Origin of the sequence: Empedobacter sp. UBA5924, assembly GCF_002431085.1 — a bacterium.
GTDB lineage: Bacteria > Bacteroidota > Bacteroidia > Flavobacteriales > Weeksellaceae > Empedobacter > Empedobacter falsenii_B.
This window is the reverse complement of the sequence record NZ_DJDM01000025.1, coordinates 11,427-33,408: the sequence shown is the minus strand read 5'-3', so window position 1 is coordinate 33,408 and position 21,982 is coordinate 11,427. Positions and strand designations below refer to the sequence as shown.

Annotated in this window: 21 protein-coding genes and 3 tRNA genes; 8 read left to right on the top strand and 16 right to left on the bottom strand. The window is 31.1% G+C overall.

The genetic code is table 11. From position 1 onward, the window contains the following. Positions 1–46 precede the first annotated feature (46 nt). The 5 genes from B3792_RS06900 to B3792_RS06880 are packed head-to-tail and all read right to left on the bottom strand — an operon-like array spanning position 47 to position 5,246. Complete coding sequence (locus B3792_RS06900; RefSeq protein WP_219034682.1) at positions 47–1,375, bottom strand: DUF58 domain-containing protein; 1,329 nt, start codon at positions 1,373–1,375, stop codon at positions 47–49. Next, positions 1,375–2,361: an AAA family ATPase gene (locus B3792_RS06895; protein WP_286495856.1), complete on the bottom strand. Its 987-nt coding sequence runs from the start codon at positions 2,359–2,361 to the stop codon at positions 1,375–1,377. Before B3792_RS06895 ends, B3792_RS06900 begins: the two co-directional genes overlap by 1 nt. Further along, the gene (locus tag B3792_RS06890; RefSeq protein ID WP_286495855.1) at positions 2,361–3,605 is read right to left on the bottom strand and encodes a hypothetical protein; all 1,245 of its coding nucleotides are present in this window, start codon (positions 3,603–3,605) and stop codon (positions 2,361–2,363) included. The genes B3792_RS06895 and B3792_RS06890 overlap by 1 nt, the downstream gene beginning before the upstream one ends. Further along, positions 3,602–4,264, bottom strand: coding sequence for a hypothetical protein (locus B3792_RS06885; protein ID WP_280036848.1), 663 nt, complete (start codon positions 4,262–4,264; stop codon positions 3,602–3,604). Before B3792_RS06885 ends, B3792_RS06890 begins: the two co-directional genes overlap by 4 nt. Then, the gene (locus B3792_RS06880; RefSeq protein ID WP_219034685.1) at positions 4,251–5,246 is read right to left on the bottom strand and encodes a stage II sporulation protein M; all 996 of its coding nucleotides are present in this window, start codon (positions 5,244–5,246) and stop codon (positions 4,251–4,253) included. The genes B3792_RS06885 and B3792_RS06880 overlap by 14 nt, the downstream gene beginning before the upstream one ends. Positions 5,247–5,275: 29 nt before the next feature. Here B3792_RS06880 and B3792_RS06875 point away from each other — a divergent pair, with 29 nt between their 5' ends. Then, positions 5,276–5,998 (top strand): RDD family protein, encoded by a 723-nt coding sequence (locus B3792_RS06875; protein ID WP_219034686.1) that lies wholly within the window; start codon positions 5,276–5,278, stop codon positions 5,996–5,998. Between the two features lie 30 nt (positions 5,999–6,028). Beyond that, positions 6,029–6,400: a YchJ family protein gene (locus B3792_RS06870; protein ID WP_219034687.1), complete on the top strand. Its 372-nt coding sequence runs from the start codon at positions 6,029–6,031 to the stop codon at positions 6,398–6,400. Between the two features lie 377 nt (positions 6,401–6,777). Here B3792_RS06870 and B3792_RS06865 read toward each other — a convergent pair whose 3' ends face one another. The 3 genes from B3792_RS06865 to B3792_RS06855 are packed head-to-tail and all read right to left on the bottom strand — an operon-like array spanning position 6,778 to position 8,924. Further along, complete coding sequence (locus B3792_RS06865; protein ID WP_219034688.1) at positions 6,778–7,491, bottom strand: nucleotidyltransferase family protein; 714 nt, start codon at positions 7,489–7,491, stop codon at positions 6,778–6,780. Between the two features lies 1 nt (position 7,492). Continuing rightward, positions 7,493–7,915: a RapZ C-terminal domain-containing protein gene (locus B3792_RS06860; protein WP_219034689.1), complete on the bottom strand. Its 423-nt coding sequence runs from the start codon at positions 7,913–7,915 to the stop codon at positions 7,493–7,495. Continuing rightward, complete coding sequence (locus B3792_RS06855; RefSeq protein WP_291069205.1) at positions 7,908–8,924, bottom strand: aminoglycoside phosphotransferase family protein; 1,017 nt, start codon at positions 8,922–8,924, stop codon at positions 7,908–7,910. The genes B3792_RS06860 and B3792_RS06855 overlap by 8 nt, the downstream gene beginning before the upstream one ends. A 105-nt stretch (positions 8,925–9,029) precedes the next feature. On the opposite strand from B3792_RS06855, the gene B3792_RS06850 reads away from it, so the two are divergent. Then, positions 9,030–9,494, top strand: a complete 465-nt coding sequence (locus tag B3792_RS06850) for a hypothetical protein (RefSeq protein ID WP_147279970.1) — start codon at positions 9,030–9,032, stop codon at positions 9,492–9,494. 76 nt (positions 9,495–9,570) lie between these two features. Continuing rightward, positions 9,571–10,206: an NAD(P)H-dependent oxidoreductase gene (locus tag B3792_RS06845; RefSeq protein ID WP_291069203.1), complete on the top strand. Its 636-nt coding sequence runs from the start codon at positions 9,571–9,573 to the stop codon at positions 10,204–10,206. Between the two features lie 48 nt (positions 10,207–10,254). Here B3792_RS06845 and B3792_RS06840 read toward each other — a convergent pair whose 3' ends face one another. From B3792_RS06840 to ccsA, 7 genes are all read right to left on the bottom strand, one after another. Next, positions 10,255–11,901 carry a dipeptidyl-peptidase 3 family protein gene (locus B3792_RS06840; RefSeq protein ID WP_125349098.1) on the bottom strand — a complete coding sequence of 549 codons (1,647 nt, stop codon included), beginning with the start codon at positions 11,899–11,901 and terminating at the stop codon, positions 10,255–10,257. Positions 11,902–12,162: 261 nt separating this feature from the next. Next, positions 12,163–12,238 (bottom strand) — tRNA-His (locus B3792_RS06835). 42 nt (positions 12,239–12,280) lie between these two features. Further along, positions 12,281–12,356: transfer RNA gene (locus B3792_RS06830), tRNA-His, on the bottom strand. A 41-nt stretch (positions 12,357–12,397) separates the two neighbouring features. Then, positions 12,398–12,473 (bottom strand) — tRNA-His (locus tag B3792_RS06825). Between the two features lie 118 nt (positions 12,474–12,591). Then, a complete protein-coding gene (gene bshB1 / locus B3792_RS06820; RefSeq protein WP_125349099.1) occupies positions 12,592–13,293 on the bottom strand; it encodes a bacillithiol biosynthesis deacetylase BshB1 in 702 nt (233 codons plus the stop codon). Positions 13,294–13,296: 3 nt separating this feature from the next. Next, complete coding sequence (locus B3792_RS06815; protein WP_181816287.1) at positions 13,297–13,890, bottom strand: glutathione peroxidase; 594 nt, start codon at positions 13,888–13,890, stop codon at positions 13,297–13,299. A gap of 115 nt (positions 13,891–14,005) precedes the next feature. After that, positions 14,006–17,296, bottom strand: a complete 3,291-nt coding sequence (gene ccsA / locus B3792_RS06810) for a cytochrome c biogenesis protein (protein ID WP_291047538.1) — start codon at positions 17,294–17,296, stop codon at positions 14,006–14,008. A gap of 270 nt (positions 17,297–17,566) precedes the next feature. Here ccsA and B3792_RS06805 point away from each other — a divergent pair, with 270 nt between their 5' ends. From B3792_RS06805 to B3792_RS06790, 4 genes are read left to right on the top strand one after another with little or no spacing between them, the layout of a single operon-like run. Further along, positions 17,567–17,995, top strand: coding sequence for a CC0125/CC1285 family lipoprotein (locus B3792_RS06805; protein ID WP_180906237.1), 429 nt, complete (start codon positions 17,567–17,569; stop codon positions 17,993–17,995). A 17-nt stretch (positions 17,996–18,012) separates the two neighbouring features. Next, a complete protein-coding gene (locus B3792_RS06800; RefSeq protein WP_306459994.1) occupies positions 18,013–19,347 on the top strand; it encodes a Y-family DNA polymerase in 1,335 nt (444 codons plus the stop codon). A gap of 12 nt (positions 19,348–19,359) precedes the next feature. After that, complete coding sequence (locus B3792_RS06795; protein WP_115001214.1) at positions 19,360–19,818, top strand: LexA family protein; 459 nt, start codon at positions 19,360–19,362, stop codon at positions 19,816–19,818. 56 nt (positions 19,819–19,874) lie between these two features. After that, the gene (locus B3792_RS06790; RefSeq protein ID WP_219034692.1) at positions 19,875–20,336 is read left to right on the top strand and encodes a hypothetical protein; all 462 of its coding nucleotides are present in this window, start codon (positions 19,875–19,877) and stop codon (positions 20,334–20,336) included. A gap of 32 nt (positions 20,337–20,368) precedes the next feature. On the opposite strand, the gene B3792_RS06785 is transcribed toward B3792_RS06790, so the two are convergent. Continuing rightward, positions 20,369–21,757 carry a hypothetical protein gene (locus B3792_RS06785; protein WP_257468169.1) on the bottom strand — a complete coding sequence of 463 codons (1,389 nt, stop codon included), beginning with the start codon at positions 21,755–21,757 and terminating at the stop codon, positions 20,369–20,371. Positions 21,758–21,982 lie beyond the last annotated feature (225 nt).

Below are 21,982 nucleotides of genomic sequence, written 5' to 3'. Positions count from 1 at the left end.
AATAATTGTGCTTATTTTTCTAAAAAAATGGTTAAAAAAACTTTTTTTAAAACAAACCTCGCGCTTTTATCTCTAAATATTTATTGATTAAGTTAATAGACAATTCTTGTGGTTCGCAGTAAATCGTTAAAATCCCGAATTGATGCAAACGATTTATGATTAATTCTTTGTCGTAATTAAACTTTTCGGCAATTGTTTGATCGTAAATATCAGTAGTAGTCTTTGCTTTCTGATGATTAAGTTTTTTCAATTCCGAATTTTTAAATAGAATCAAAACGACAACATGCGATTTTTTAATCAATTTCAGATATGGTAATTGACGTTCCAAACCATCAATTGTTTCAAAATTGGTATAAATAAATAAAAGCGATCGTTGCGTTAATTTTCGTTTGATATAGGCATACAATTGTCCAAAATCACTTTCCAAAAAATCAGTTTGTACATTGTATAATTTCTCCAAAATCAATTGCATTTGATGATTTTTTCTATCCGCAACAACGTGATCTTGAATTCTTTTATTAAATGTTATTAAACCTGCTTTTTCATTTTTTTGAAGTGAAATATTTGCGACAACTAAGCTAGAATTGATTGAATAATCCAACAATTTTAAACCATCAAAAGGCATTCGCATCGTTCTCCCTAAGTCAATTAACGAATAAACAGGCTGCGATTTTTCTTCCTGAAATTGATTGACCATCAGTCGATTTGCTTTTGCCGTTGCTTTCCAATTGATTAAACGATATTCGTCACCAATCGTATAATTTTTTATATTTTCAAATTCTGTATTTGTTCCAATTTTTCGAATCCTTTTCATTCCAAATTGATTCTGTAACTGAGCGGTAGAATATAATTGAAACTGTTTTAATTGCAAATAAGAAGGATAACAAGCAATCGAAATTGGTTCGTTTATTTTGATCTTTTTCTCAATCAATCCAAAAACAGAAATAAATACATTTGTTAATCCAAATTTATATGAACCTCGTTCTGTTGGTCGAATTTTGAAATCAAATTTAGTATTTTGACTACTTTTAAATCGTTTTCTAAACTGAAAATCTCTTAATTGTAATTGAACAGGAAACTCTTCTATAATCCTTACATTTAGAGGGAATTGATAATGATTTGTTACGAAAAGTTCCAATTCATTTTCATCACCATTTGAAAGTCGTTCTGGATAATTTCGAAGAACTTCAATGGAAGTTTTAGGAATATAAACCAAAAATATTTCGACAATAACACTGACGATAAAGACAAGTGTCAAAATCTTTGCAATAATGTAAATAGGAGATAGAAAAAATGCAATCACATAACAAAATGCAATGAATAATCCCGCATAAAAAAAGCGATTGGTAAGAAATAAGCTTCTGAAAAATTTCATTAACGAGGAATTTCTACGCGATCAATAATTTGCTGAATAATATGTTGTGTTGTAAAACCTTCCATCTCTTTTTCAGGAACCATCACAACGCGGTGTCCCAAAATTGTATGCGCAATTTGCTTGATATCTTCTGGAATCACAAAATCGCGTCCATTCACCGCTGCATTTGATTTTGCAGCATCTAAAATCGCGATAGAAGCACGTGGCGATGCACCCATATACAAGGTTTGATCGATTCTGGTTTGATGAACAATTGTCGCAATATACGTAATCAACGCTTCGTGTACGAAAACTGATTTTATGCGATCTTGGAACTCAATAATTTCATTTCCTGAAATTACTTTTTCTACCAACGTTTCTTTGTCAATATTTTTGCGTTCTTGTTGTTCTTTCAATAATTCAATTTCACTTTCTAACGAAGGATATTTGACATAAATCTTAAACATAAAACGATCCAATTGTGCTTCTGGTAAGCGATACGTTCCTTCTTGCTCGATTGGATTTTGAGTTGCAAAAACTAGAAAAGGAGCTTGTAAAGGATAAGTTGTTCCATCAACCGTCACTTGTTTTTCTGACATCGATTCGAATAAAGCCGCTTGAGTTTTTGCAGGCGAACGGTTAATCTCATCAATTAAAATAATATTCGAAAAAATTGGTCCTTTTTTGAACTCAAATTCATTGATTTTAGAATTTAAAATAGACGTTCCAATCACATCAGAAGGCATTAAATCTGGCGTAAACTGAATTCTACTAAAACCAGAATCTATCGTTTTTGCCAACAATTTTGCCATCATTGTTTTGGCAACTCCAGGCAAACCTTCTATCAGAGAATGTCCGTTAGAAAGCAAAGCCAAAATTAATTGATCGATAATATCATCTTGTCCGACAATTACCTTTTTCAATTCATTTTTTACAGTTTGCATTTTATGTTGTACATCCGAAAAATCGACTCTATTTTCGAATGGTTGATATGTATTTTCGCTCATTAGATATTTGCTTTTTGTTTATAGTTTTCGATGATTTGATACACAATTTTCAAATCGTGTTCATTTGGTTGATTTTTTTGATAAATATTTTTCAGAATCGTGAATTTTTCAAGACATTCTTCTTGGCTCAAATTTGCTTTTTGTGCAACAATTTCAATGAATTGTTTGTTTGTAATATCGTCTGTTTCGATTAAAAATGTTTTTCTCAATTTGTATAAAAAATAATCGATTTTCTTTGAAACAATGTCTTTTACTTCGCCATTTTCTTGGTATAAAGAGGAAATTGTCTTAGCAAATTCGACGGTATGATTTTCTTCTTTGGTATAAATTGGAATGATGCGTTGTTCGCGTTTGCTTCTAAAAATTAAAAAGAAGAAAAGTAAAACCAATAACGTAATCCAAGCAGCTTTTAGAGCTGGTTCGCTCATTATGAAACGCATCATTGATGAACTTCCTGCATAAGTTTTCGAGGTATTGTACCAAAAAATAGTTTTCCCTTTCAGTGGTTCTAAAACTGATTTAGCATAGAAATAACTGTCCTCATTTAACAAATAATAATTGGTAAAATAAAGCGGTTCTGCGTGATATAAATAATAACCTTTATAATTTTTTGGTTTGATTTTTAAATAATTTGGGTAAGCCTTATCTTTATAAGTAATTGTTCCAAAAATTTCAGAATCATTTGTGATATCGCTAAAATAGTGATGTTCGATTTCTTTTTTCTTCTTTATTTTGAACAATTTATTTGTTCTAAGTTCAAAATTATCATTAATATTTATTGTCTGATTGTACAAGATATTCTCTTCAGATTCCGTAGAATCAGTTGTTGGCGTATCTGTAGAATACGTTTCTTCGTTAATATCTTCTTTTCCATTTGTGTCATCACCAAAATTGTCATAATAATCTGCAATCATCACAATTCCACCATTTTCGGCAATTTTGCTCAATAAATTTTTAGAAACTGTATCAAAATAAATTTCAGAACCGAGCACAACAACTGCATAATCTTTTGCTTTTTTAGGATCAATTTTTAATTCAGAAAGTTTTTCCAAATCTTTCATTTTCCCATTAGATAACTTCCCAAGTTCTTCGTGCATAATAAATAATCCGTACGGATCTTTACTATTTTGATAAAGGCTTACATTCCATGATTTAGGAAGCTTATAACGAAGTTTTGAGAAAGAAAATATAAAAATTCCGATCAATAAAATAGCGCCTAATAGAATACCTAATTTCTTTTTCATGAGGCTAAATATTGGTTAAACTGATTGAAATTTGTCTTGAATTCGTGGTATTTATTTTCATCAATTTTAAATTCTCCAAACCAAACTTGATTGAAAATTTTAGTATTTTGATTGAATAAAATCTTTGATTTTTCGTCTTTTATTTGATTGATAAATTGTTGATTTGTTTTCTTCGGATCCCATTCAATCCAACCTTTTTTATCTAAATTTTGTAGATTTTGATAATGCAAATAACGAATTGCTAAAGCAAAATTTTGTTCTGTTTCTGCTTTATTGATTAATGAATTCAAATTAACTTCGGCTAAATTTTCTTCGATAAAATCAAAATCAGATTCGTCATATAATTTTTTCGAATTTCGTTTAAGAATTCCACCATTTTTGTAAATACGTGTGGCAAGAAAAATTAAGAATAATCCAATTACAAAATAGAAAATGATTTCCCAAGGTAAATAAGAGAGAAATCTAAAAATACCTTCGATTATTTTTGAGAAAAAGCCAGGTTCGAATTCTTTTTTAGGTTTTGGAACATCATTATAATCAAATTCTTTTCCAGCATATTTTTCTTTGAATGCTTTAAATTCTGCTGTTTTTTCTTGTGCAAAAACAACGAATTGAATTAATAATAATGTAAATGTAAAAAATAGTCTAAATTGTTTCATTCGATTCTAAAGTTTGATTGAACGAAAAAGTTTTTTGTCTATTTTTTTGAATCGGATAAATGATGTAATACCAAATAATTAAGATTAATGAAAGGATTATTACCAATAAACTCAATACAATATTAACATCATATAAACGCGTAATAAAACCTTCGATAAATCCAGCTATAATAAACATTGGAACAGTGCTTAATAAAATCATTACCGCTTCTTTTGCTTTGATTGTGAGTGATTTTTTTCGCGATAAAGTTTTTGGAAACATAAAGCCATTTCCAAGCATTAATCCGCAAGCTCCAGCAATAATAATCACCGAAATTTCGATTGTTCCATGCATCCAAATTGCTGACATTGCCTTTCCCAAAACGCCTTCTTTGAAAAACATATAATGAAATGCACCTAACATAATTCCGTTCGAAAATAGAATATATCCTGATCCAATACTGAAAAATAATCCTAATGTAAAAGCAAAAAAAGCAACACGAATATTGTTGATGGTTATAGCTAATGTAGAGCCAGTCTGACTTCCTGATTTGTAAATTGCTGCAGGATCACCTTTTTTGATGTTCATTAACGTTTCGTCTACATATTGATTTCCTAAAATTAATCGTGTAAAATCTGGATCGAAATGCGATGATAAAACGCCAATTAAAACCGCTAAGGCAAAAATTAAGAATGAATACAACAACATTTTGTGATTTTTGTAGACTACATTTGGCACATCTTCTTTGAAAAATTGCACAAATTGATTCCCAGAAGTTCGTTGATCTTTGTAAATTGACTGATGCGCAAATAAAGCTAACTCGTTCAAATAATCTTTTGTCTTACTTTTTGGGTAATAAGTTTGAGCAAACGCCAAATCATTTGTAATTTCGATGTAGTTTTTTGCTAAAATATCTGGATGAACATCAATTTTATTTTTCAAATTATGTTCAATATCAGACCATTTAGACTTATTTTTATCAATAAAATGCGCTTCTCTCATTGTAGAGTAGTTGTTAGTGAACCAAATATATGAATAAACTTTTAGTCAATACACCTCAAAACGTGCAAATTGCTTATAATATTGCACCACTTGGAAAACGTTTGCTTGCGTATATCATCGATATGATTATCCGAATCATATTAGTCTACGGTATGTATTATTTCTCTGAGTTTATTCCGAATAGAGACGAATGGTTTCGTATGGGAATTTATAGTATAATAGGTTTTATATTTTTACTTTATCCGTTGGTTCTCGAGATTTTAATGAAAGGGCAAACAATTGGAAAATGGATTATGAAAATTCGTGTAATACGAATGGACGGAAATCGTGCCAATAATTTTGATTATTTCTTGCGTTGGGTAATTGGAAGTGTCGAATTGTTTTTATTTACTGGACTTATCGCGTTGATAACGATGATTATAAATAAAAATGGTCAACGTTTAGGTGATATTGTTGCGAATACATGTTTGATTGATTTGAATCCGAAATTAGCTTTATCACAAACTATTTTCGCTGAAGTTTCTGAAACCTATAAAATTCGTTTTCCCGAAGTTTATCGCCTGTCTGATCGTGATATTAATATTGTAAAAGAAAATTTTACGTCTGCATTAAACAATAATAATTATGATATTTTATTAAAATTAACGCGAAAACTGGAGGAAATAATGGAGGTGAAAAGTGATGGTTTAGGAAATATTGATTTTATTCAAGTGGTGATTCAGGATCATTATCATTACCACAAAGACAAGTAAACAGTATCTTTGCAAAAAATAAAGAATAAAATGAATTGTCCTTGTTGTTCTGGAAAAGTATATGCAACTTGTTGCGAACCTTTTCATTTGAATATTGAATTGCCAAAAACTCCCGAAGAGTTGATGCGTTCTCGTTACGCTGCTTTTGCAATGGTTTTGCCTGAATATTTAGTTGATACAACACATTCTTCTACGCAAAAAGATAATGATTTTAGTGATATCGAAGATTGGGCAAAATCGAATAAATGGTTAAAGTTAGAAATTGTTTTTGCTAAAGATAATAAAGTTCGATTTAGAGCTTATTACCAAGACAAACAAGGTGAAATCTACGAACATGATGAACTTTCTAGGTTTGTGCAAGAGAATGGCAAATGGTTTTATGTAGATGGCGAGTTTTATTGATTTTTAAAAATAAATTCAGAAAATATTATTTCAAGCGAAGTCTAGAAATTAAAAAAAATGGATATTTTTTTTGAGCAATTACTTTTACAATTCCTTCAATTTATCCTGAATTTCTGTATCATAAATTTCTAAAAAACGTTCGTCATAAGGATAAGTATCTTTGAATCCTTTCTTAATCAAAACTAAGCTTTTATTGTAATTTATTTTTGCAGAATCTTTCCAACTTTATTTTTGAAAGAAAAGTAAAGTATTGAAGCGAGAATTATCACTACAACAATAGTTAAATAGATAAAATAATTAATGTATTTCATTCTATCTAAGATATGTAAACTTTTTGCATAAAAAAACTCAATCCATTGAATTGAGTTTTTTGTTTTCTATTTAAAATATTGTTCTGCTTCTAACACGCTTTCTGGTCGACCTACGTCGATTAAAATTCCGCCAGAATGATCAAAACCAATGATAGATTCAGTTTTCATCAAGTCCATATAAACTTTCATGATAGAAAATTTACCTTTCTCTGTAATTTTATCAAATAGAGTAGGAGAAATAACATGAATTCCACTAAAAGCTAAATCTTTGCAATTGTCTAAAGAATCTACAGCTTTTATTTCTTCTTCTGTTTTCAGATTTCGCCAACCTTTTAATTCATTTTGTTCATTGAAAAATAGTTTACGAGATGAATTTCGATCAGAAACTGCTAACGTTACTAACGCTTTGTTTTCTTGATGTGCTTTGATAAATTTAGCAAGATTTAGATCTGTTAAAATGTCCACATTCATCACCAAAAAATCTTCCTCGAAATTAGCTTTTGCTTTAACCAAACCACCACCAGTTTCAAGAACTTGATCTGTTTCATCTGAAATAGTAATTTCAATTCCGAAATAATTATTATCTTCTAAAAACTCAATGATTTGATCTGCAAAATGATGCACGTTAATCACGATTTCATTAATTCCGAAAGATTTCAAATATTCTATATTTCGTTGCAAAAGAGGTTTTCCATTTACAACTGCTAAAGCTTTGGGATGGTTGTCAGTAAATGGTTTTAAACGAGTCCCAAGACCCGCTGCAAAAATCATTGCTTTCATATTAATACGCCTCGTTTATCCAATTTTTTTCTTCTTGCACAATATGATGTAACGTAACTTGCGCTTCTGGAAATTTCTCTTGAATATGTTTTGCAGTCGCATCAGCAGAATAAACTGATCGATGTTGTCCGCCTGTGCAACCAAAATTAATTTCTAAATTCTCGAAACCTCGTTGCAAATAATCTTCGATCGAAATGTCAATAATTTGAAAAACACCTTCTAAAAAAACTGCAATTTTAGTTTCTGTTTTCAAGTATTTTTTAACCTCTTCGTCGCGCCCTGTTTGTGTTTTATATGCCTGAATTCGACCTGGATTTAGAATTCCACGACAATCAAAAACGAAACCACCACCATTTCCAGTTGGATCGGTTGGAATTCCTTTTTTATACGAAAAACTACGAACGTTGATGTTTAATTTAGCCATTTATTTTATGATTTATGCGTTCTAACGTTTCTGGAAGAACAAGGATTTTTATAATATGTTTTAATTCTGGATAATTTTGTAATATAGGATAATCGATTATTGATTCTAAGTTTTTAAGCCCAAATGAAATACTTTCTAAAAAGTGTTTTTTACGTTCAATAATTCCTCTCAAACCATAGGTTCCTAAAACTTGTAAAAGTCGAGCAACTACACAATATTCGTACGATTGACGAAAATCTATTGGAACTAAAGTTGGAATTTGTTTGGTTAATTCTTGGTAATAAAATTCGTATAATTCTTTTTTAAATTGAAATGGTAAATTGGCTTTTGCTTGCCAAATTAACGAAACCAAATCATAGACAACAGGTCCATATAAACCGCCTTGATAATCGATAAAATAAGGTTCGTTTTGATGAATCATAATGTTGCGCGTTTGGAAATCTCTGAACACAAAACCTTGTGGCGAAAGTTTATCAAATTGAGACGCAAAACGATCAAAATCTTTGATTAATTTTCCTGCATTGTAATCAATTCCTAAGACATCTAAAAAGTAAAAATTAAACTGAAATAAATCTCTTAAAATTAATGTTTTATCTAATTTTGGATACGAAAAAGTATGATTAAAATCGATTTTAGTTGCACCTTGAATTTGAGCAATTGCTAATTTTTCTAATGTCTTAAAATAATAAGGTTTTGCTTTTTCGAAATCATTCAAGACAATATTCATCAGTGTTTCGTCTCCTAAATCTGTTTGAACATAGGTTGCAAAATCTTCTGAAACTGAAACAATTTCTGGAATATTATTGATGACTTTTTTTAAATCTAAAGAGAACTGAATAAATACTTTATTTTCTTCAATATTAGAGCTTTCAGCCAAAATATACGACTGATTTTGATCAAAAAATCTCGAATATACTCGAGCTGAACCTCCTCCTGAAAGTTGAGTTAAACTTTCAATTGCTTTTTGAGTAAAGTTTTCTTGCAAAAATTGAGCTGTAGTATCGTTCATCAGAATATTTTGCGAAAGTTACGCATATCAAAAATGATTTAAAAATATTTGTTTGCTGTAACTTTTTTCAAAATGCTGCATCTATTTAGTAAAAGAGAAACTAATATGAAAAAAATAGCACTTATTATCGCAATGATTTCGTTACAATCATGTATTACAGTAAAAGTTAATGCAGATGTTGATTCGAATAATTTTTATAGAAAAGTGGATAATCCAAATATCAAATCGCAAGGAACTTTTTTTGACAAAGGAGTGGGGGATTCGAAATGGTCGAATTCGAATGGTGATAATTGGACAAAAGCGAAGTTTGAAGATGCTTCTGGAACGAGTTATATCAAGCTAAATGTTTCGAAAAGTTTAACTGCTAATTTTCATTCGAATATTAAATTAGAAGGCGAAATGATTTTTGAAATTGTAGATCAAAATAATGAAGTAGTGTTTAATCGTCAACTTACAAATTCGAAAGAAGAAAATTTTACAGTTGATTTAGCAAAAGGTGATTATCAAGTTCGTTGGAATTCTACGAATGCAACTGGAAGTTATTTTTTGGAATGGAAACAAGATAAATAACATAAATTTTAGCATATTTTTTGGTCGATCGATTACTTTTTTGATGTATTTTTAGAAAGATTTTAAATAAGTAATTATGTCTTTAATAGATGATTTGAAATGGCGTTACGCTACAAAAAAATATGATCCGTCTTTAATTGTTGAAGAAGAAGACGTTAAAAAAATTGTTGAAGCAGCTCGTTTAGCACCAACTTCATCAGGTTTGCAACAGTTCAGAATTTTAGTTATTAAAAATAAAGAATTGCAACAAAAAATTGTTCCAATTGCCTATGATCAGCAAGCGATTGTAGATTGTTCGCATTTATTGGTTTTTGTAGCTTGGGATCGTTATACAGAAGATCGTATTGATGCAATTTACGATTATACAACGGATGAGAGAGATTTGCCAAGAGGTCGTTTTGGTTCGTATACAGATAAATTGAAAGGAATTTATTTGCCTCAAACTTCTGAAGAAAATTTTGCACATACAGCTCGTCAAGCATACATTGGATTAGGTTTTGCTCTTGCTCAAGCAGCAGAATTGAAAATTGATAGTACGCCAATGGAAGGTTTTGATAATGCTGAATTGGATGATTTGCTTGATTTGAAAGAAAAAGGAATGCGAAGCGTTTTAATGCTTCCTTTGGGATACAGAGACAGTGAAGATTGGCTAGCGCCAATGAAAAAAGTTAGAAATCCGATAAAGGATTTTGCTACGAAATTATATGAATAACAAAAAAGCTTTCTCAATTTTGAGAAAGCTTTTTTATTGAATCTATTTTTACAATCCCAACATTTTTGGACCTTGTTCAAAAACAACATCAACTGGAATGTTTTTTGTTTTCAAGACATCTAAATCTTTTTGTAAATCGTCGTGAATAATTCCTTTATCAGCATATAATTTTTTTACACCATCATAATCTCCATTTCCTTGAAGTGTCAAAATTAATTCTGATAAACCATTCATTGCTTTTTCCATTTTAGCTACATTTACTCTGTAACGTCCATTTGTAGTTTTTTCGAAAGCTCCATTTTCAGCAAAATAGTTAAACGCAATCATGTTTGCTTGTCCGTGTGCAGAACTTGCTCCAAAACGAACTGAACGTAAGATTCCAGCCAAGAAAGTCACAAAATAATCTTCTTGTGTTCCTGTCAATTCACCTTTTTTCAACAATTGATTCACCATATACAAACCAAGAATATCAGCTTTTCCTTCTTCTAAAGCTGAATTAGCTTCTTTTAAAGCATCGCGGACAGAACCTTTTTCATTTACTGTATTTTTGATTCCTAAACCATGCGCCACTTCGTGAAACATCACATTAGAAAAGAATGCATCAAATTTGATGTTTTTCTGTTGGCTTTCATCAATCAAAGCAGTTGCAATTGGGGCAAGAATTTTATCAAATTTCGCTTTCATAGCATTTTTTAATTGCAAACGGCGCGTTCCTTTTTCTAGTTGAACTTTTTCATCATTTGGTAAATTAATCGCAATTGTTTTTCCAGCAGCGTTACAATCTCCCGCATAATACACCACATCATACGCATTAAGATCCGAATCAGTTCCAGGAATTTCTTTTTTGTAATTTGCAGAAACAGGTAAATTCTTCTGTAATTCTGGTAAATATTGAACGAATTTTGCCAATTTTTTCGACCATTCAATATCTTTTACTAAAATATATGCAGAATATGAAGTTTTATATCCAAACAATTGATCTTCGTAATTTTCAATCGGACCAACCACCATATCAATATTTGCATTTTTCATATCCATCCAAGCCAAATCACTTGCATAAAAATCATCGCTTATCAAAGCTGCAGCACGTAATTTTAAATATTTTTTAAGCCCAGCATCTTCTGCTAATTCTGATGCTTTTGTTAAATATTCAGCGGCTTTTGATAATTGATTTTTGAAATTTTCGTGGTATGGAATCGAATATAATTTTCCTTCACGATTACGACGAATAATTGAGTAAGGAGATTTACCATCTTTGATATTTGCTTGTTCAAATTCCTCTTTCGTCATATCAATTGGATAGAAAGTTGCACCAGCAGGTTTTGCTCCAATACCGTTTATAAAAGGCGTTTCGTTATTCAATCTATCCCAAGGACCGTAGTTTATTTTTGCATATTCTTTGGCTTCACCTTTCGTTTCGTCCATCAAATCTATTTTAGCACCATAAGCTTGTTGCCAAAATAAATCGTCCATAATATCTGCCGTTTTGAACATCAAACGTAAAATCTCTTTTTCGTTTTTTGTTAAATGCGAAATATCTGTTGTTAATGGAACTTGAGCATAATATTGAAAAGCGTAATCTTTTGTCATTTCTATTGAGGTTTGAGTTGATTCTGCTGCTGTTTTTTGAGTTGAACAAGAGCTTAAAACTCCAGCAAAAGCAATCATTCCTAAGAATATTGATGATTTTTTCATTTTGAATGTTTTGGTAAATTTACAACGAAGAATCAAACTAAAAATCATTCTTATTTTTTTTATCCATAAAAATATAATTTAAAATAACCAAGAATCCTGACTCCTAATCCAAAAATTAAAAAGCTTTAGAATGCAATTGTAAGAAGTTAGAGATAGAGCTTTTTTCTTATTCAGATTATCACAAATTTTTGCATTGCTCCCAAGTTTTGATATTAATTCAATAAAAAAATCTCAACTTCTATTGAAATTGAGATTTAATATGGGTGAATGATGGGTCTCGAACCCACGACCTCCGGAACCACAATCCGGCGCTCTAACCAACTGAGCTACAATCACCATTTGGTTTGAATTTTTTTTGAAACTAATTCTAAAGTTTTTAGGGTGAATGATGGGTCTCGAACCCACGACCTCCGGAACCACAATCCGGCGCTCTAACCAACTGAGCTACAATCACCATTTGGTTTGAATTTCTTTTGAAACTAATTCTAAAGTTTTAGGGTGAATGATGGGTCTCGAACCCACGACCTCCGGAACCACAATCCGGCGCTCTAACCAACTGAGCTACAATCACCATTTTTATTGCGAAATTAACTTTTATTTAATCTCTCAATTGGACTGCAAATATAGCCTATTAATCGGTACTTGCAAATAATTTTGACAAAAAAATAAAGGTTTTTTACACCTTTATTTCTAAATTAAAGAATCTAAATTATTTACGCCAATATAACTTCGCGAAATAAATCCTTCTCCACCTTCAGTTCCGATTAATCTTCCTAAATCATATGCACGATATCGGATAGAATCTGTAAAATTCTTCGATGAAATTGGTGTTTGAGGTTCGCTCGAATTTGGATCAAAAAATTGCGTTTTATACGCCATGCAAGCTTCCACTTTTGTATCAACAAAACCAGAAATATCAATTACAAAATGAGGTTCTAAAGGCAACCATTGAATGTAGTGGAAGTGCTTTTTTGGACGCCAAGCTGGTAATCCATTATCAATTTTTGGTAAACCCGATAAGAAAATAGCAGTATTCACTAAATCTGAACCTTTTCCATGATCTGGATGGCGATCGTGAGGTGCATTACTCAAAATAATATCAGGTTGATATTTGCGAATGATTTCGACAATTTTCAATTGATTTTCTTTATCATTCAAGAAAAAACCATCAGGAATTCCAAGATTTTCTCTTACAGCAACTCCCAAAATGTTTTTGGCATCATTTGCTTCTACACGGCGCGTTTCATCAGTACCACGAGTTCCCAATTCTCCTTTTGTTAAATCGAGAATACCAACTGTTTTACCGTTTTTAATTTCTTTTGCAAGTGTTCCTCCACATCCCAATTCTACGTCATCAGGATGAGCTCCAATTGCAAGAATATCTAACTTCATTTACTATTTATTTAACCAATCTATTATTTCTTTTGAATCTGGAGTTACTTTTGATGGATAAGAAGCCTCTAAAGTTCCGTCTTCGTTAATCAAAAATTTCGTAAAATTCCATTTTACATCATTATCAGATTTTCCGTTCAATGATTTTTTTGTTAAGAATTTGAAAATTTCATTTTGATTTTTTCCAATTACATCACTTTTTGACATCAAAGGAAAAGTTACGCCATAATTTAATTTACAAAAACTTGCAATTTCTTCATTGTTGTCAAATTCCTGACCTCCAAAATTGTCTGAAGGAAATCCAACAATAACTAAACCTTGATCTTTATATTCTTGATACAATTTTTCTAAAGCATCATATTGAGGTGTGTAACCACATTTTGAAGCTGTGTTAAGAATTAAGATTTTCTTTCCTTTCAAATCCGCGAAATTAAAATCGTCATCATTGATATCTTTGAATGTATAATCGTAAATTTTGTTCACTTTTTGAGGTGTTTTTGTTGTTTGATGAATGGTTTGCTTTTTAGAAACTTTCTTAGTTTCTTGCGCATTACAAGCTATAAATAGCCCTAAAAATCCGATGAATAAATATTTCATTGCGTACTATTTTAAACAAATTTAAAAAAAATGTTATGATTTGTAAGTTAAAGTAGGTTAAAATAAAAAAGCTCATCTTTGGATGAGCTTTTTTATTTTATAATATTTAAAGAAATTAATTTTTTGATTTTACGTGGTAAACTTTGTTTTGGAAATACCAAGCTGCAATAGATAAAACTAACATTGCGACTGCTGTTGCAGGAACCCAGAATGGAATTGGAATTGGATCTCCGGCTGCGTATGAGTGTAATCCAGATAAGTAATAGTTAACGCCAAAATACGTCATAATTACTGTCCAAACAGCCCACATTGCTGCAACATTGAAGGCAAATTTCCCTCTCAATCCTGGAACTAAACGCATATGTAAAACAACTGCATAAACAATTACAGAAACGAAAGCCCAAGTTTCTTTTGGATCCCAAGACCAGTAACGTCCCCAAGATTCGTTTGCCCACATACCTCCTAAGAATGTACCAACGGTAAGTAAGAAAATACCAATTGTTAATGACATTTCAGAAACGTAAGTCATTTCTTTTAGCGAAATTTCAATCTTTTTATTTGGTTTAATCATCATGATAATTAATGAGAAAACTCCTAAAATAGCACTTAATCCAAAGAAACCATAAGATGAAACGATAATCGCAACGTGTACAATTAACCAATATGATTTTAGTACAGGAACAAGTGGTGTAATTTGTGGATCTAACATAGAACCTCCGTGTGCAAATCCCATCATAATTACAGCAACCATAGCTCCTGTTGTTGGAATAAATGCGTTTCGGTTTTTGTATAATAACAATCCAGCTAAAACACTAATCCATGAAATAAATACAATGGCTTCGTAACCATTAGACCAAGGTGCGTGTCCAGTTAAATACCAACGAACACCAAGTCCTGCGGCTTGTACGATAAAGACAATAAATATTAATCCCAAACAAACATTGATAATTCGATGAAGTGCTTTGCTTTCTGAAAATAACTGAATGAAGGATAAAATCATTAAAACTCCACCAACCATACAATAAGCAATCATCACCCAAAAGAAAACGTTGTATTTGTTGTATAACACTTCTATCTCAACTTTTGTTGGAGAAGGCACAACATTTTTACCCCATTTTTGTTGGTATTTATCGATATAATCTACCGCATTATCTGCAGGCGTCCAATTACCATTTTCTAATCCTTTCGAAACCATGTTAAAATAAACACTAATCATTCCAAGTGCCATTGTATCGATTTCTACAGGATTTTCTTGTGTTTGATAAATCCAAGAAGTCCAACGCTCTGAAGGATCATTCTGAACTGGAATTATTTTTAATTGATATCCTTTTGCAGTTTGATCTAAAATATTGAAACGCTCTGTAACCTTAATTACTTCCTCATCAAATTTAGAACGCTCTGAAGGTTTTCTTGAGAATGCCTCGTTATAGGCTTTATCTAATTTAAAACGAGTCGTTTTTGGATCGATCAAATTCATTAAAGATGTGTAACCATCTTCGTTTGCGCTTGTAATTTTCTTTAAACGATCTCCTCCTTTATCTCCAACTTCAATCATCGGAGCATTTACCCAATAAGCAGGGTCTAATTGCAAAGAAATAAACCATTTATTGGCAGATAATCCGTGGAATTTATCTTTTTTATAAACTTTTCTAAGGATTTCTAAAGCTTGTGTATTAAGAGGTTTTATACGTCCTTCGATATCTTGTGTAAGTAAATGACCAAATTTATCAGCGTGTTCGTCAGGAATTTTTACATTCTTCGCTAATTCATCTCCATCAGCCATTTTTGTAGAAAAACTACCAATGTGCTCTGATGAATGAACGTTCCCTTTTTCCGAATCAGTCTGAATTTTTTGATGTCCATTTTTTCCTCCATCAGTAGTACTTGGATTTTGAGCAAATGCTAATCCAGAAAGTAAAAATAATGGAAGTAAAATATTTATTTTTTTGGTATGTAAACTTTTTAATAGAGAGTTTAATTGCGTAAAACGAGTTCCTTTCCAGAATAATGAAACAAACATTCCTCCAAATAATAAGAAGTATCCTAAATAGGTAATGTTAGTCCCCCACCAGTCTTGGTTAACTTGTAAAATAGTTCCGTCTTCCGTTGGAAAATAACTCGATTGGAAGAAACGGTAACCTTTATAATCCATTACATTGTTCATATAAATGTGATGTTTTGTTTCTTTTCCCTCGTCGATAACTGTAATGTTAGATTCGAAAGAAGAAGGATTTGTAGAACCAGGATAACGATCTAAAATAAAGTCATCTAAACGAATGCTAAATGGAACTTTTACTAATTTAGAACCGTAACCTAACGAAATATTCATTCCGTCAATTTGTACATCAGCAGAATAATTTGTGACACCCTTTCCACCAACAATTGTCACTGTATCGCGTTTATCACCAACAATAACTTCGGCTCTAATTGCACCAGGTAGATTCTTTTCTTCTGCTTTAAATTTAGAACCTTGTCTATATAAAACTTCACCTTTGAAAGCCGGATTTGGAACTACAAATTGCGCTCCGTTGATTGTATATAACGAACGTAGTTTTAATGGAGCAGGAACATTAAATTCAACTTTTCCAGCACCTTCTTGCAATTTTTGCATGTCTGTAATTTGTCCAACTTGTTGTCCAGCCATTTGTACATATTCTCCTTCGAAAGGCGATTTGATAACCAAATTTTCTCCTTCTCCAGTAATTTGTACCGCACCATCTTGCGGTCTATTGTACGAAACTAAAGTTCCATTAACACTTTTTATTTCACCATTTCTGATGAAAACAGAATTACGTCCAGCTTGTCCAACTGTCACGATTTCTAAAACATTAATTCCTTCTTTTTTTCTTACAACCGTATCTAAAGCGTGAGGTACGTAATCAAAAGTTTTTAATTTAATGACTTTATCTTTGAACTGATATTCACCTTCAAAGTGTCTACGGAACAAAGAACTTGTACTATCTTTTCTGTCAAAATACGTCATATTGTATTGATGATTGTCATACGCCAAACGTTGTGTACCATCATCAACCATCATCTTGAAATAAGATTTGTACGATGTAATTTCGTTACTTGTTCCTCCTTCTGGAATAGGCATTTCACCCTCGAAACTGATGTAACGAGTAATTCCTCCTCCAATAAAAATAAACAAAAATGCTAAGTGGAAAACCAATAAAGGCAATTTTTCCTTTGACCATAATCGGTATCGTTTGATATTCATTAAGAACAAAACGATCAACCAAATCATTAATACCTCAAACCACTTTGCCTCGTAAATAACAGCTTTTGCAGTAGCCGTATCGTAGTCATTTTCAATGAAAGTGGCATAACCCATGGCGATTGCGTAGATGAATAGCAAGACCGTCATGGTTCTGGTAGAAAATAGATATTTTTCTAATTTACTCATTACTTATAATTGATTTACAAAAATAGGTGAGTTTATCAGATAAAGCATTAAAACTTAAATGATTTTTATTAGAATCAATGAGTTAATAGAATGTTAAATATGTTGTGCCAAAATTGATTTTAAATGTTTAAAAAACACACTGTTAATCAGAAATGTTTATAACAAAGTATTTTATTCAAAAATAATTTGTTAAGAAAATATTTAGAAATATCAAAAACATATCTTAAAAGGAACAATTTTTGTTAAAGCTCAATAACCAATTATAATGATATGAAAAAATTAACTCAAATTTTATGTGCTGGAGCTTTCATTTTTGCTTTAGCAAGTTGTCATAACAGCAAGGCTGTTGCATACCAAAAAGATAATGGTACAGGCGGTTATACCGAAGAAAAGGTGAACAATGATACCTATATTGTTAGTTTTGATGGAAACGAATACAATAAAAAAGACAAAACGTTTGACTATGCTTTGTTGAGAGCAGCAGAAATTGGTCAGCGTAATAATTTTGATTATTTTGCAATTTTAAGTACGGTGAACGATAAAGTTTTGGAAAAAAGTAACAGCTATACAAAGTTAGATAATAATGATACGTGGCTGAAAGTACAATATTTCAAAAACAGTAAACCGATAAAATTTCAAACGGTTTATGAACCAGCTGTTGTAATAAAAGATTTGCATAAAAAATATAAAATTAAATAAGAATACAAACCACTCATTTGAGTGGTTTTTTATTTTTGAATAATTTAACATTTTCGATGACACAATGTGGCGTTTTAACTTCTCAACTTTGTATTATGTTCGCATTGATAGATTGTAATAATTTTTACGCCAGTTGCCATCGTGTTTTTCAACCGAAGCTTCTTCATCAGCCAATTGTAGTATTGTCTAATAATGATGGTTGTGTAATTTCGCGTTCTGCCGAAGCAAAGTTAGCTGGAATTCCAATGGGTGCGCCTGCGCATCAATTTCAACGTATTTTTGAACAGAAAAAAATCAAAGTTTTTTCGTCAAATTATCAATTATATGCGGATATGAGCAATCGTGTAATGTCGATTTTATCGTTGTATTCGCCTGATCAGGAAATTTATTCGATAGACGAATGTTTCTTAAAATTGAATGGATTTGATCGTTTTGATTTGAAAAATTACGGATTAGAAATCAAATCTAAAATATATCAATTTACAAAATTGCCAGTTTGTGTAGGAATTGCTCCAACAAAATCCTTGGCGAAATTAGCGAATCATATTGCGAAAAAATTTCCAGAAGTTCATCAAGGGGTTTATATTATTCAGACTCAAGAACAAATCCATAAAGCGTTAAAATGGTTAAATATTGAAGATGTTTGGGGAATTGGTCGACGAATGTCGCGACGTTTGAGAATGATCGGTGTCAATAAAGCGTTGGATTTTGTACAATTAAAAGATGATTTTCTTCGGAAAGAATTTTCGATAGTAGGTTTGCGTTTGAAAAAAGATTTGTTAGGTGAAGCGGTGTTAGATTTAGAAGCGATTTCGGCAAAGAAAAGTATTGCAACGACGCGTAGTTTTGAAGAATATACCAACGATTTTGAATATGTAAAAGAGCGTGTTGCTACTTTTGCGGTTTCGTGTGCAGAGAAACTTCGGAAACAGAATTCTTCTTGCAATTTGGTTACAGTTTTTATTCAGACCAATAATTTTGATAGAAATAAACCACAATATTATCGTACAATTTCGGTCCATTTACCTTACGAATCGAATTCAAGTATAACGTTGTCCAAATTTGCAATTAAAGCGTTTGAGCAAATTTATAAAGATGGTTATGAGTACAAAAAGGCTGGAGTAGTGGTGTCTGGAATTGTTTCGTCAGATCAAAAACAATTATCGCTTTTTGAAGAAGAAAATCCAAATCACCCAGATTTGATGAAAGTCATCGATTTGTTGAACAAAAAATTTGGTGCGGCAAAAATAAAATTAGCTTCGCAAGATTTGAATAAAACGTGGAAAATGCGTCAAAATAATTTATCACCTTGTTATACAACCAAGTGGAAAGATTTGTTGGTGGTGTATTAAACGATAGAAAAAATGAATGGAGAGATAAAAATGTTAGACAAAGAACTCAACCTTTTTGTTATAAATACAGATGGTGAGAAAAAATATATTCCGAATTTTGGTCATGTAAATGCTGGATTTCCTTCACCTGCAGAAGATTTTGTGGACGATAGAATAAGTTTGGACGAACGTTATTTAACGCATCCCGAATCTACTTTTTTGATTGTCGTTGGTGGAGATTCGATGTATCCTGTTTATCAAAAAAATGATATTTTGGTGATTCGGACAGATCTTATTCCGTTGCATCACGATGATATTATTGTTTCTGTTAATAATGAAGATTATACGTTGAAACGCTTTGATAAAATAAACAATAAACTGATTGCGATAAATCTAAATTACAAAGATTGTGTTCAAATACACGAAAATGATGAGGTGGTTATTTTAGGAGTTGTTGGTGTTTTGGTACGAGAAATAACGAATAGAATTTAAATCTTTGTTGTAACTTTTTTATAAAACATGCATCTTAATAGTAAAGATATGATGTTATGAGAAAATTTATTTTATTGTGTTTTGCAGTGATGTTGGTGCAATCTTGTATTACAATTTCAACTGTTTCGAATGTGTCAACGAATGCGTCAAGATATTTGAGTATTGATGGAATTTATAAAACAGAAGGAACAACATATTCAGCAACAAAAGTGATTAGACGAAATAATAATCAAATCGTTTTGGACTTTACACAAATGCAAGGAGAAGTTTATTATTTCTTGAAAACAAATCAAGATATAGAACTTGAATTAGATTATGAAGTGAAACAAAAAAATGGTTTAATGGATTTTTCGATTGTAGATTATACAGGAAAAGAATTAACTCAAATAGGTAGTGCTTCGAAAGGAAAAATGAATAAAAAAGAATCTATTCATTTAGAATCTTATAAAAGTTATAGAATCAATTTTAAAGGAGATGATTTTAAAGGAAAAGTATCTGTTCAGTTAAATAATAAATAAATAAGGTCGAGTTTTACTCGACCTTATTTATTTTATTGAAATGCTCCAATTGTAGGAGTTGTTCCTCGAGGTTGTCCGTTATAATCTAACGGATATTGTTGCGCAAAAGATATTTTTCCTTTCCCTTTAGCAGGTGATTCATTTTTCACAGCTAATTTATTTGCGAAATAATTTGTATTCTCAAACATCGGATCTAACGTAATACTTGCCAAGAAATTTGGCGCAGTTGTCACATTTAATACTGAAGTATCCGCATTGTGAATAACATTGGTGTCAAATAAATAATTGAAAGCCGCACCATCTTTTTTATCCAATAAAATAGCATTTGGCGTGCGTTCATTATATATAATACAATTTCCGAACGTTGCTTTTGTCAAAGCCGAAACATTTTTATCATTGTTTTCGTTACTCAAGAAAAGCGAATAAGCTGGACCAGCACTTGTCGCAAAATTGTAATAATTGGCAAAAGTAGAATGATAAAATTCGTACGAACCACCATATTCTATTGCTAAAGTTGCCAAATTACTATTATTCATCACCAAGTTGTAACCTGTAATTGTAGCGTTTGTTGCTAAAATTCCATACGATTGATTATTAACAATTTTAGCATTACTAATATCTAATTTCGAATTATTTACGTGTAAACCAGTATCTGCACCAATAATTTTTGCATAATTGATTTTTGATGTACTATTTGGAGCTAGTTCGATTTTGTTCCATTGATCAGGAATCGAATCGTATTTATTATCATGACGAGCTGAACGAAATTTCACTTCTTCATTCAAAGCTCCATTTACAGTAAGTTTTGCATTGTTTCCAACTGTTAAACTTGCTCCTTTTTTGAAATAAACTTTTGCACCTTTATCAATTGTTAAATCACTTGTAATAGTTAAATTTCCGTCAATTACTTGGGCTTCGTCCATATTCCAATTTGCAGAAGAAATTGTAGCATCTTTTGTATGAATTTTAGCTTTTTCTATCCAAGAAAGTAACTTGATTTTTTTAGAAGAATTGGTTGTTTTAAAGTTAATTTCGTCATCGTAAAGCGGATTAAGAGGCGCTTCTTGAGCATTTACTTCAACAAAAATAAATAAACTATCCTTTTTGCGAATCGGCACATTTTCGAAACTTGTTCCTGCTTTTCCGTCTACATTTATATTGAAAAATGAATTATTTCCACGTGTCAAATATATTTTTGGAATCACGCGATCATCATTCTCAGGATTATAAATTTTAAGCAGATAGGTTTCAGATTTAGAGAAATTATATACGGTATCTACGGAAACGGTATCTTTGCTAAAGCGCAATTCAGAACTAATTGGATCATAGTCAAAATCATCGCGACAAGATTGAAAACCAATCAAAGAAGCAATACCAAGTCCGGCGATTAATGTTTTTACGTTCATAAAATTATGATTCATTATATAAGTTTAAACAGCAAATAATAGGTTTTATTGTAGATGGACAAAGATAAAAAATAGATTTTTATGAATAGATTCACCAAAAATATTTGTACGAATTACTAAAATGTTTATATTTGCACCACGAAAAATGTGTACAAGAAGTGCAGGTTTAATTTTAAGAAGCCCATTACACTCGAAATTAAATTTGCTTAATGTATTGTTTTAAATGTTTTTTCAATAAAA

Coding starts and splice junctions, on each gene's coding strand:
- B3792_RS06900 (WP_219034682.1), bottom strand. CDS start 1,375: ATGAAATTTTTCAGAAGCTTATTTCTTACCAATCGCTTTTTTTATGCG.
- B3792_RS06895 (WP_286495856.1), bottom strand. CDS start 2,361: ATGAGCGAAAATACATATCAACCATTCGAAAATAGAGTCGATTTTTCG.
- B3792_RS06890 (WP_286495855.1), bottom strand. CDS start 3,605: ATGAAAAAGAAATTAGGTATTCTATTAGGCGCTATTTTATTGATCGGA.
- B3792_RS06885 (WP_280036848.1), bottom strand. CDS start 4,264: ATGAAACAATTTAGACTATTTTTTACATTTACATTATTATTAATTCAA.
- B3792_RS06880 (WP_219034685.1), bottom strand. CDS start 5,246: ATGAGAGAAGCGCATTTTATTGATAAAAATAAGTCTAAATGGTCTGAT.
- B3792_RS06875 (WP_219034686.1), top strand. CDS start 5,276: ATGAATAAACTTTTAGTCAATACACCTCAAAACGTGCAAATTGCTTAT.
- B3792_RS06870 (WP_219034687.1), top strand. CDS start 6,029: ATGAATTGTCCTTGTTGTTCTGGAAAAGTATATGCAACTTGTTGCGAA.
- B3792_RS06865 (WP_219034688.1), bottom strand. CDS start 7,491: ATGAAAGCAATGATTTTTGCAGCGGGTCTTGGGACTCGTTTAAAACCA.
- B3792_RS06860 (WP_219034689.1), bottom strand. CDS start 7,915: ATGGCTAAATTAAACATCAACGTTCGTAGTTTTTCGTATAAAAAAGGA.
- B3792_RS06855 (WP_291069205.1), bottom strand. CDS start 8,924: ATGAACGATACTACAGCTCAATTTTTGCAAGAAAACTTTACTCAAAAA.
- B3792_RS06850 (WP_147279970.1), top strand. CDS start 9,030: ATGAAAAAAATAGCACTTATTATCGCAATGATTTCGTTACAATCATGT.
- B3792_RS06845 (WP_291069203.1), top strand. CDS start 9,571: ATGTCTTTAATAGATGATTTGAAATGGCGTTACGCTACAAAAAAATAT.
- B3792_RS06840 (WP_125349098.1), bottom strand. CDS start 11,901: ATGAAAAAATCATCAATATTCTTAGGAATGATTGCTTTTGCTGGAGTT.
- bshB1 (WP_125349099.1), bottom strand. CDS start 13,293: ATGAAGTTAGATATTCTTGCAATTGGAGCTCATCCTGATGACGTAGAA.
- B3792_RS06815 (WP_181816287.1), bottom strand. CDS start 13,890: ATGAAATATTTATTCATCGGATTTTTAGGGCTATTTATAGCTTGTAAT.
- ccsA (WP_291047538.1), bottom strand. CDS start 17,296: ATGAGTAAATTAGAAAAATATCTATTTTCTACCAGAACCATGACGGTC.
- B3792_RS06805 (WP_180906237.1), top strand. CDS start 17,567: ATGAAAAAATTAACTCAAATTTTATGTGCTGGAGCTTTCATTTTTGCT.
- B3792_RS06795 (WP_115001214.1), top strand. CDS start 19,360: ATGAATGGAGAGATAAAAATGTTAGACAAAGAACTCAACCTTTTTGTT.
- B3792_RS06790 (WP_219034692.1), top strand. CDS start 19,875: ATGAGAAAATTTATTTTATTGTGTTTTGCAGTGATGTTGGTGCAATCT.
- B3792_RS06785 (WP_257468169.1), bottom strand. CDS start 21,757: ATGAATCATAATTTTATGAACGTAAAAACATTAATCGCCGGACTTGGT.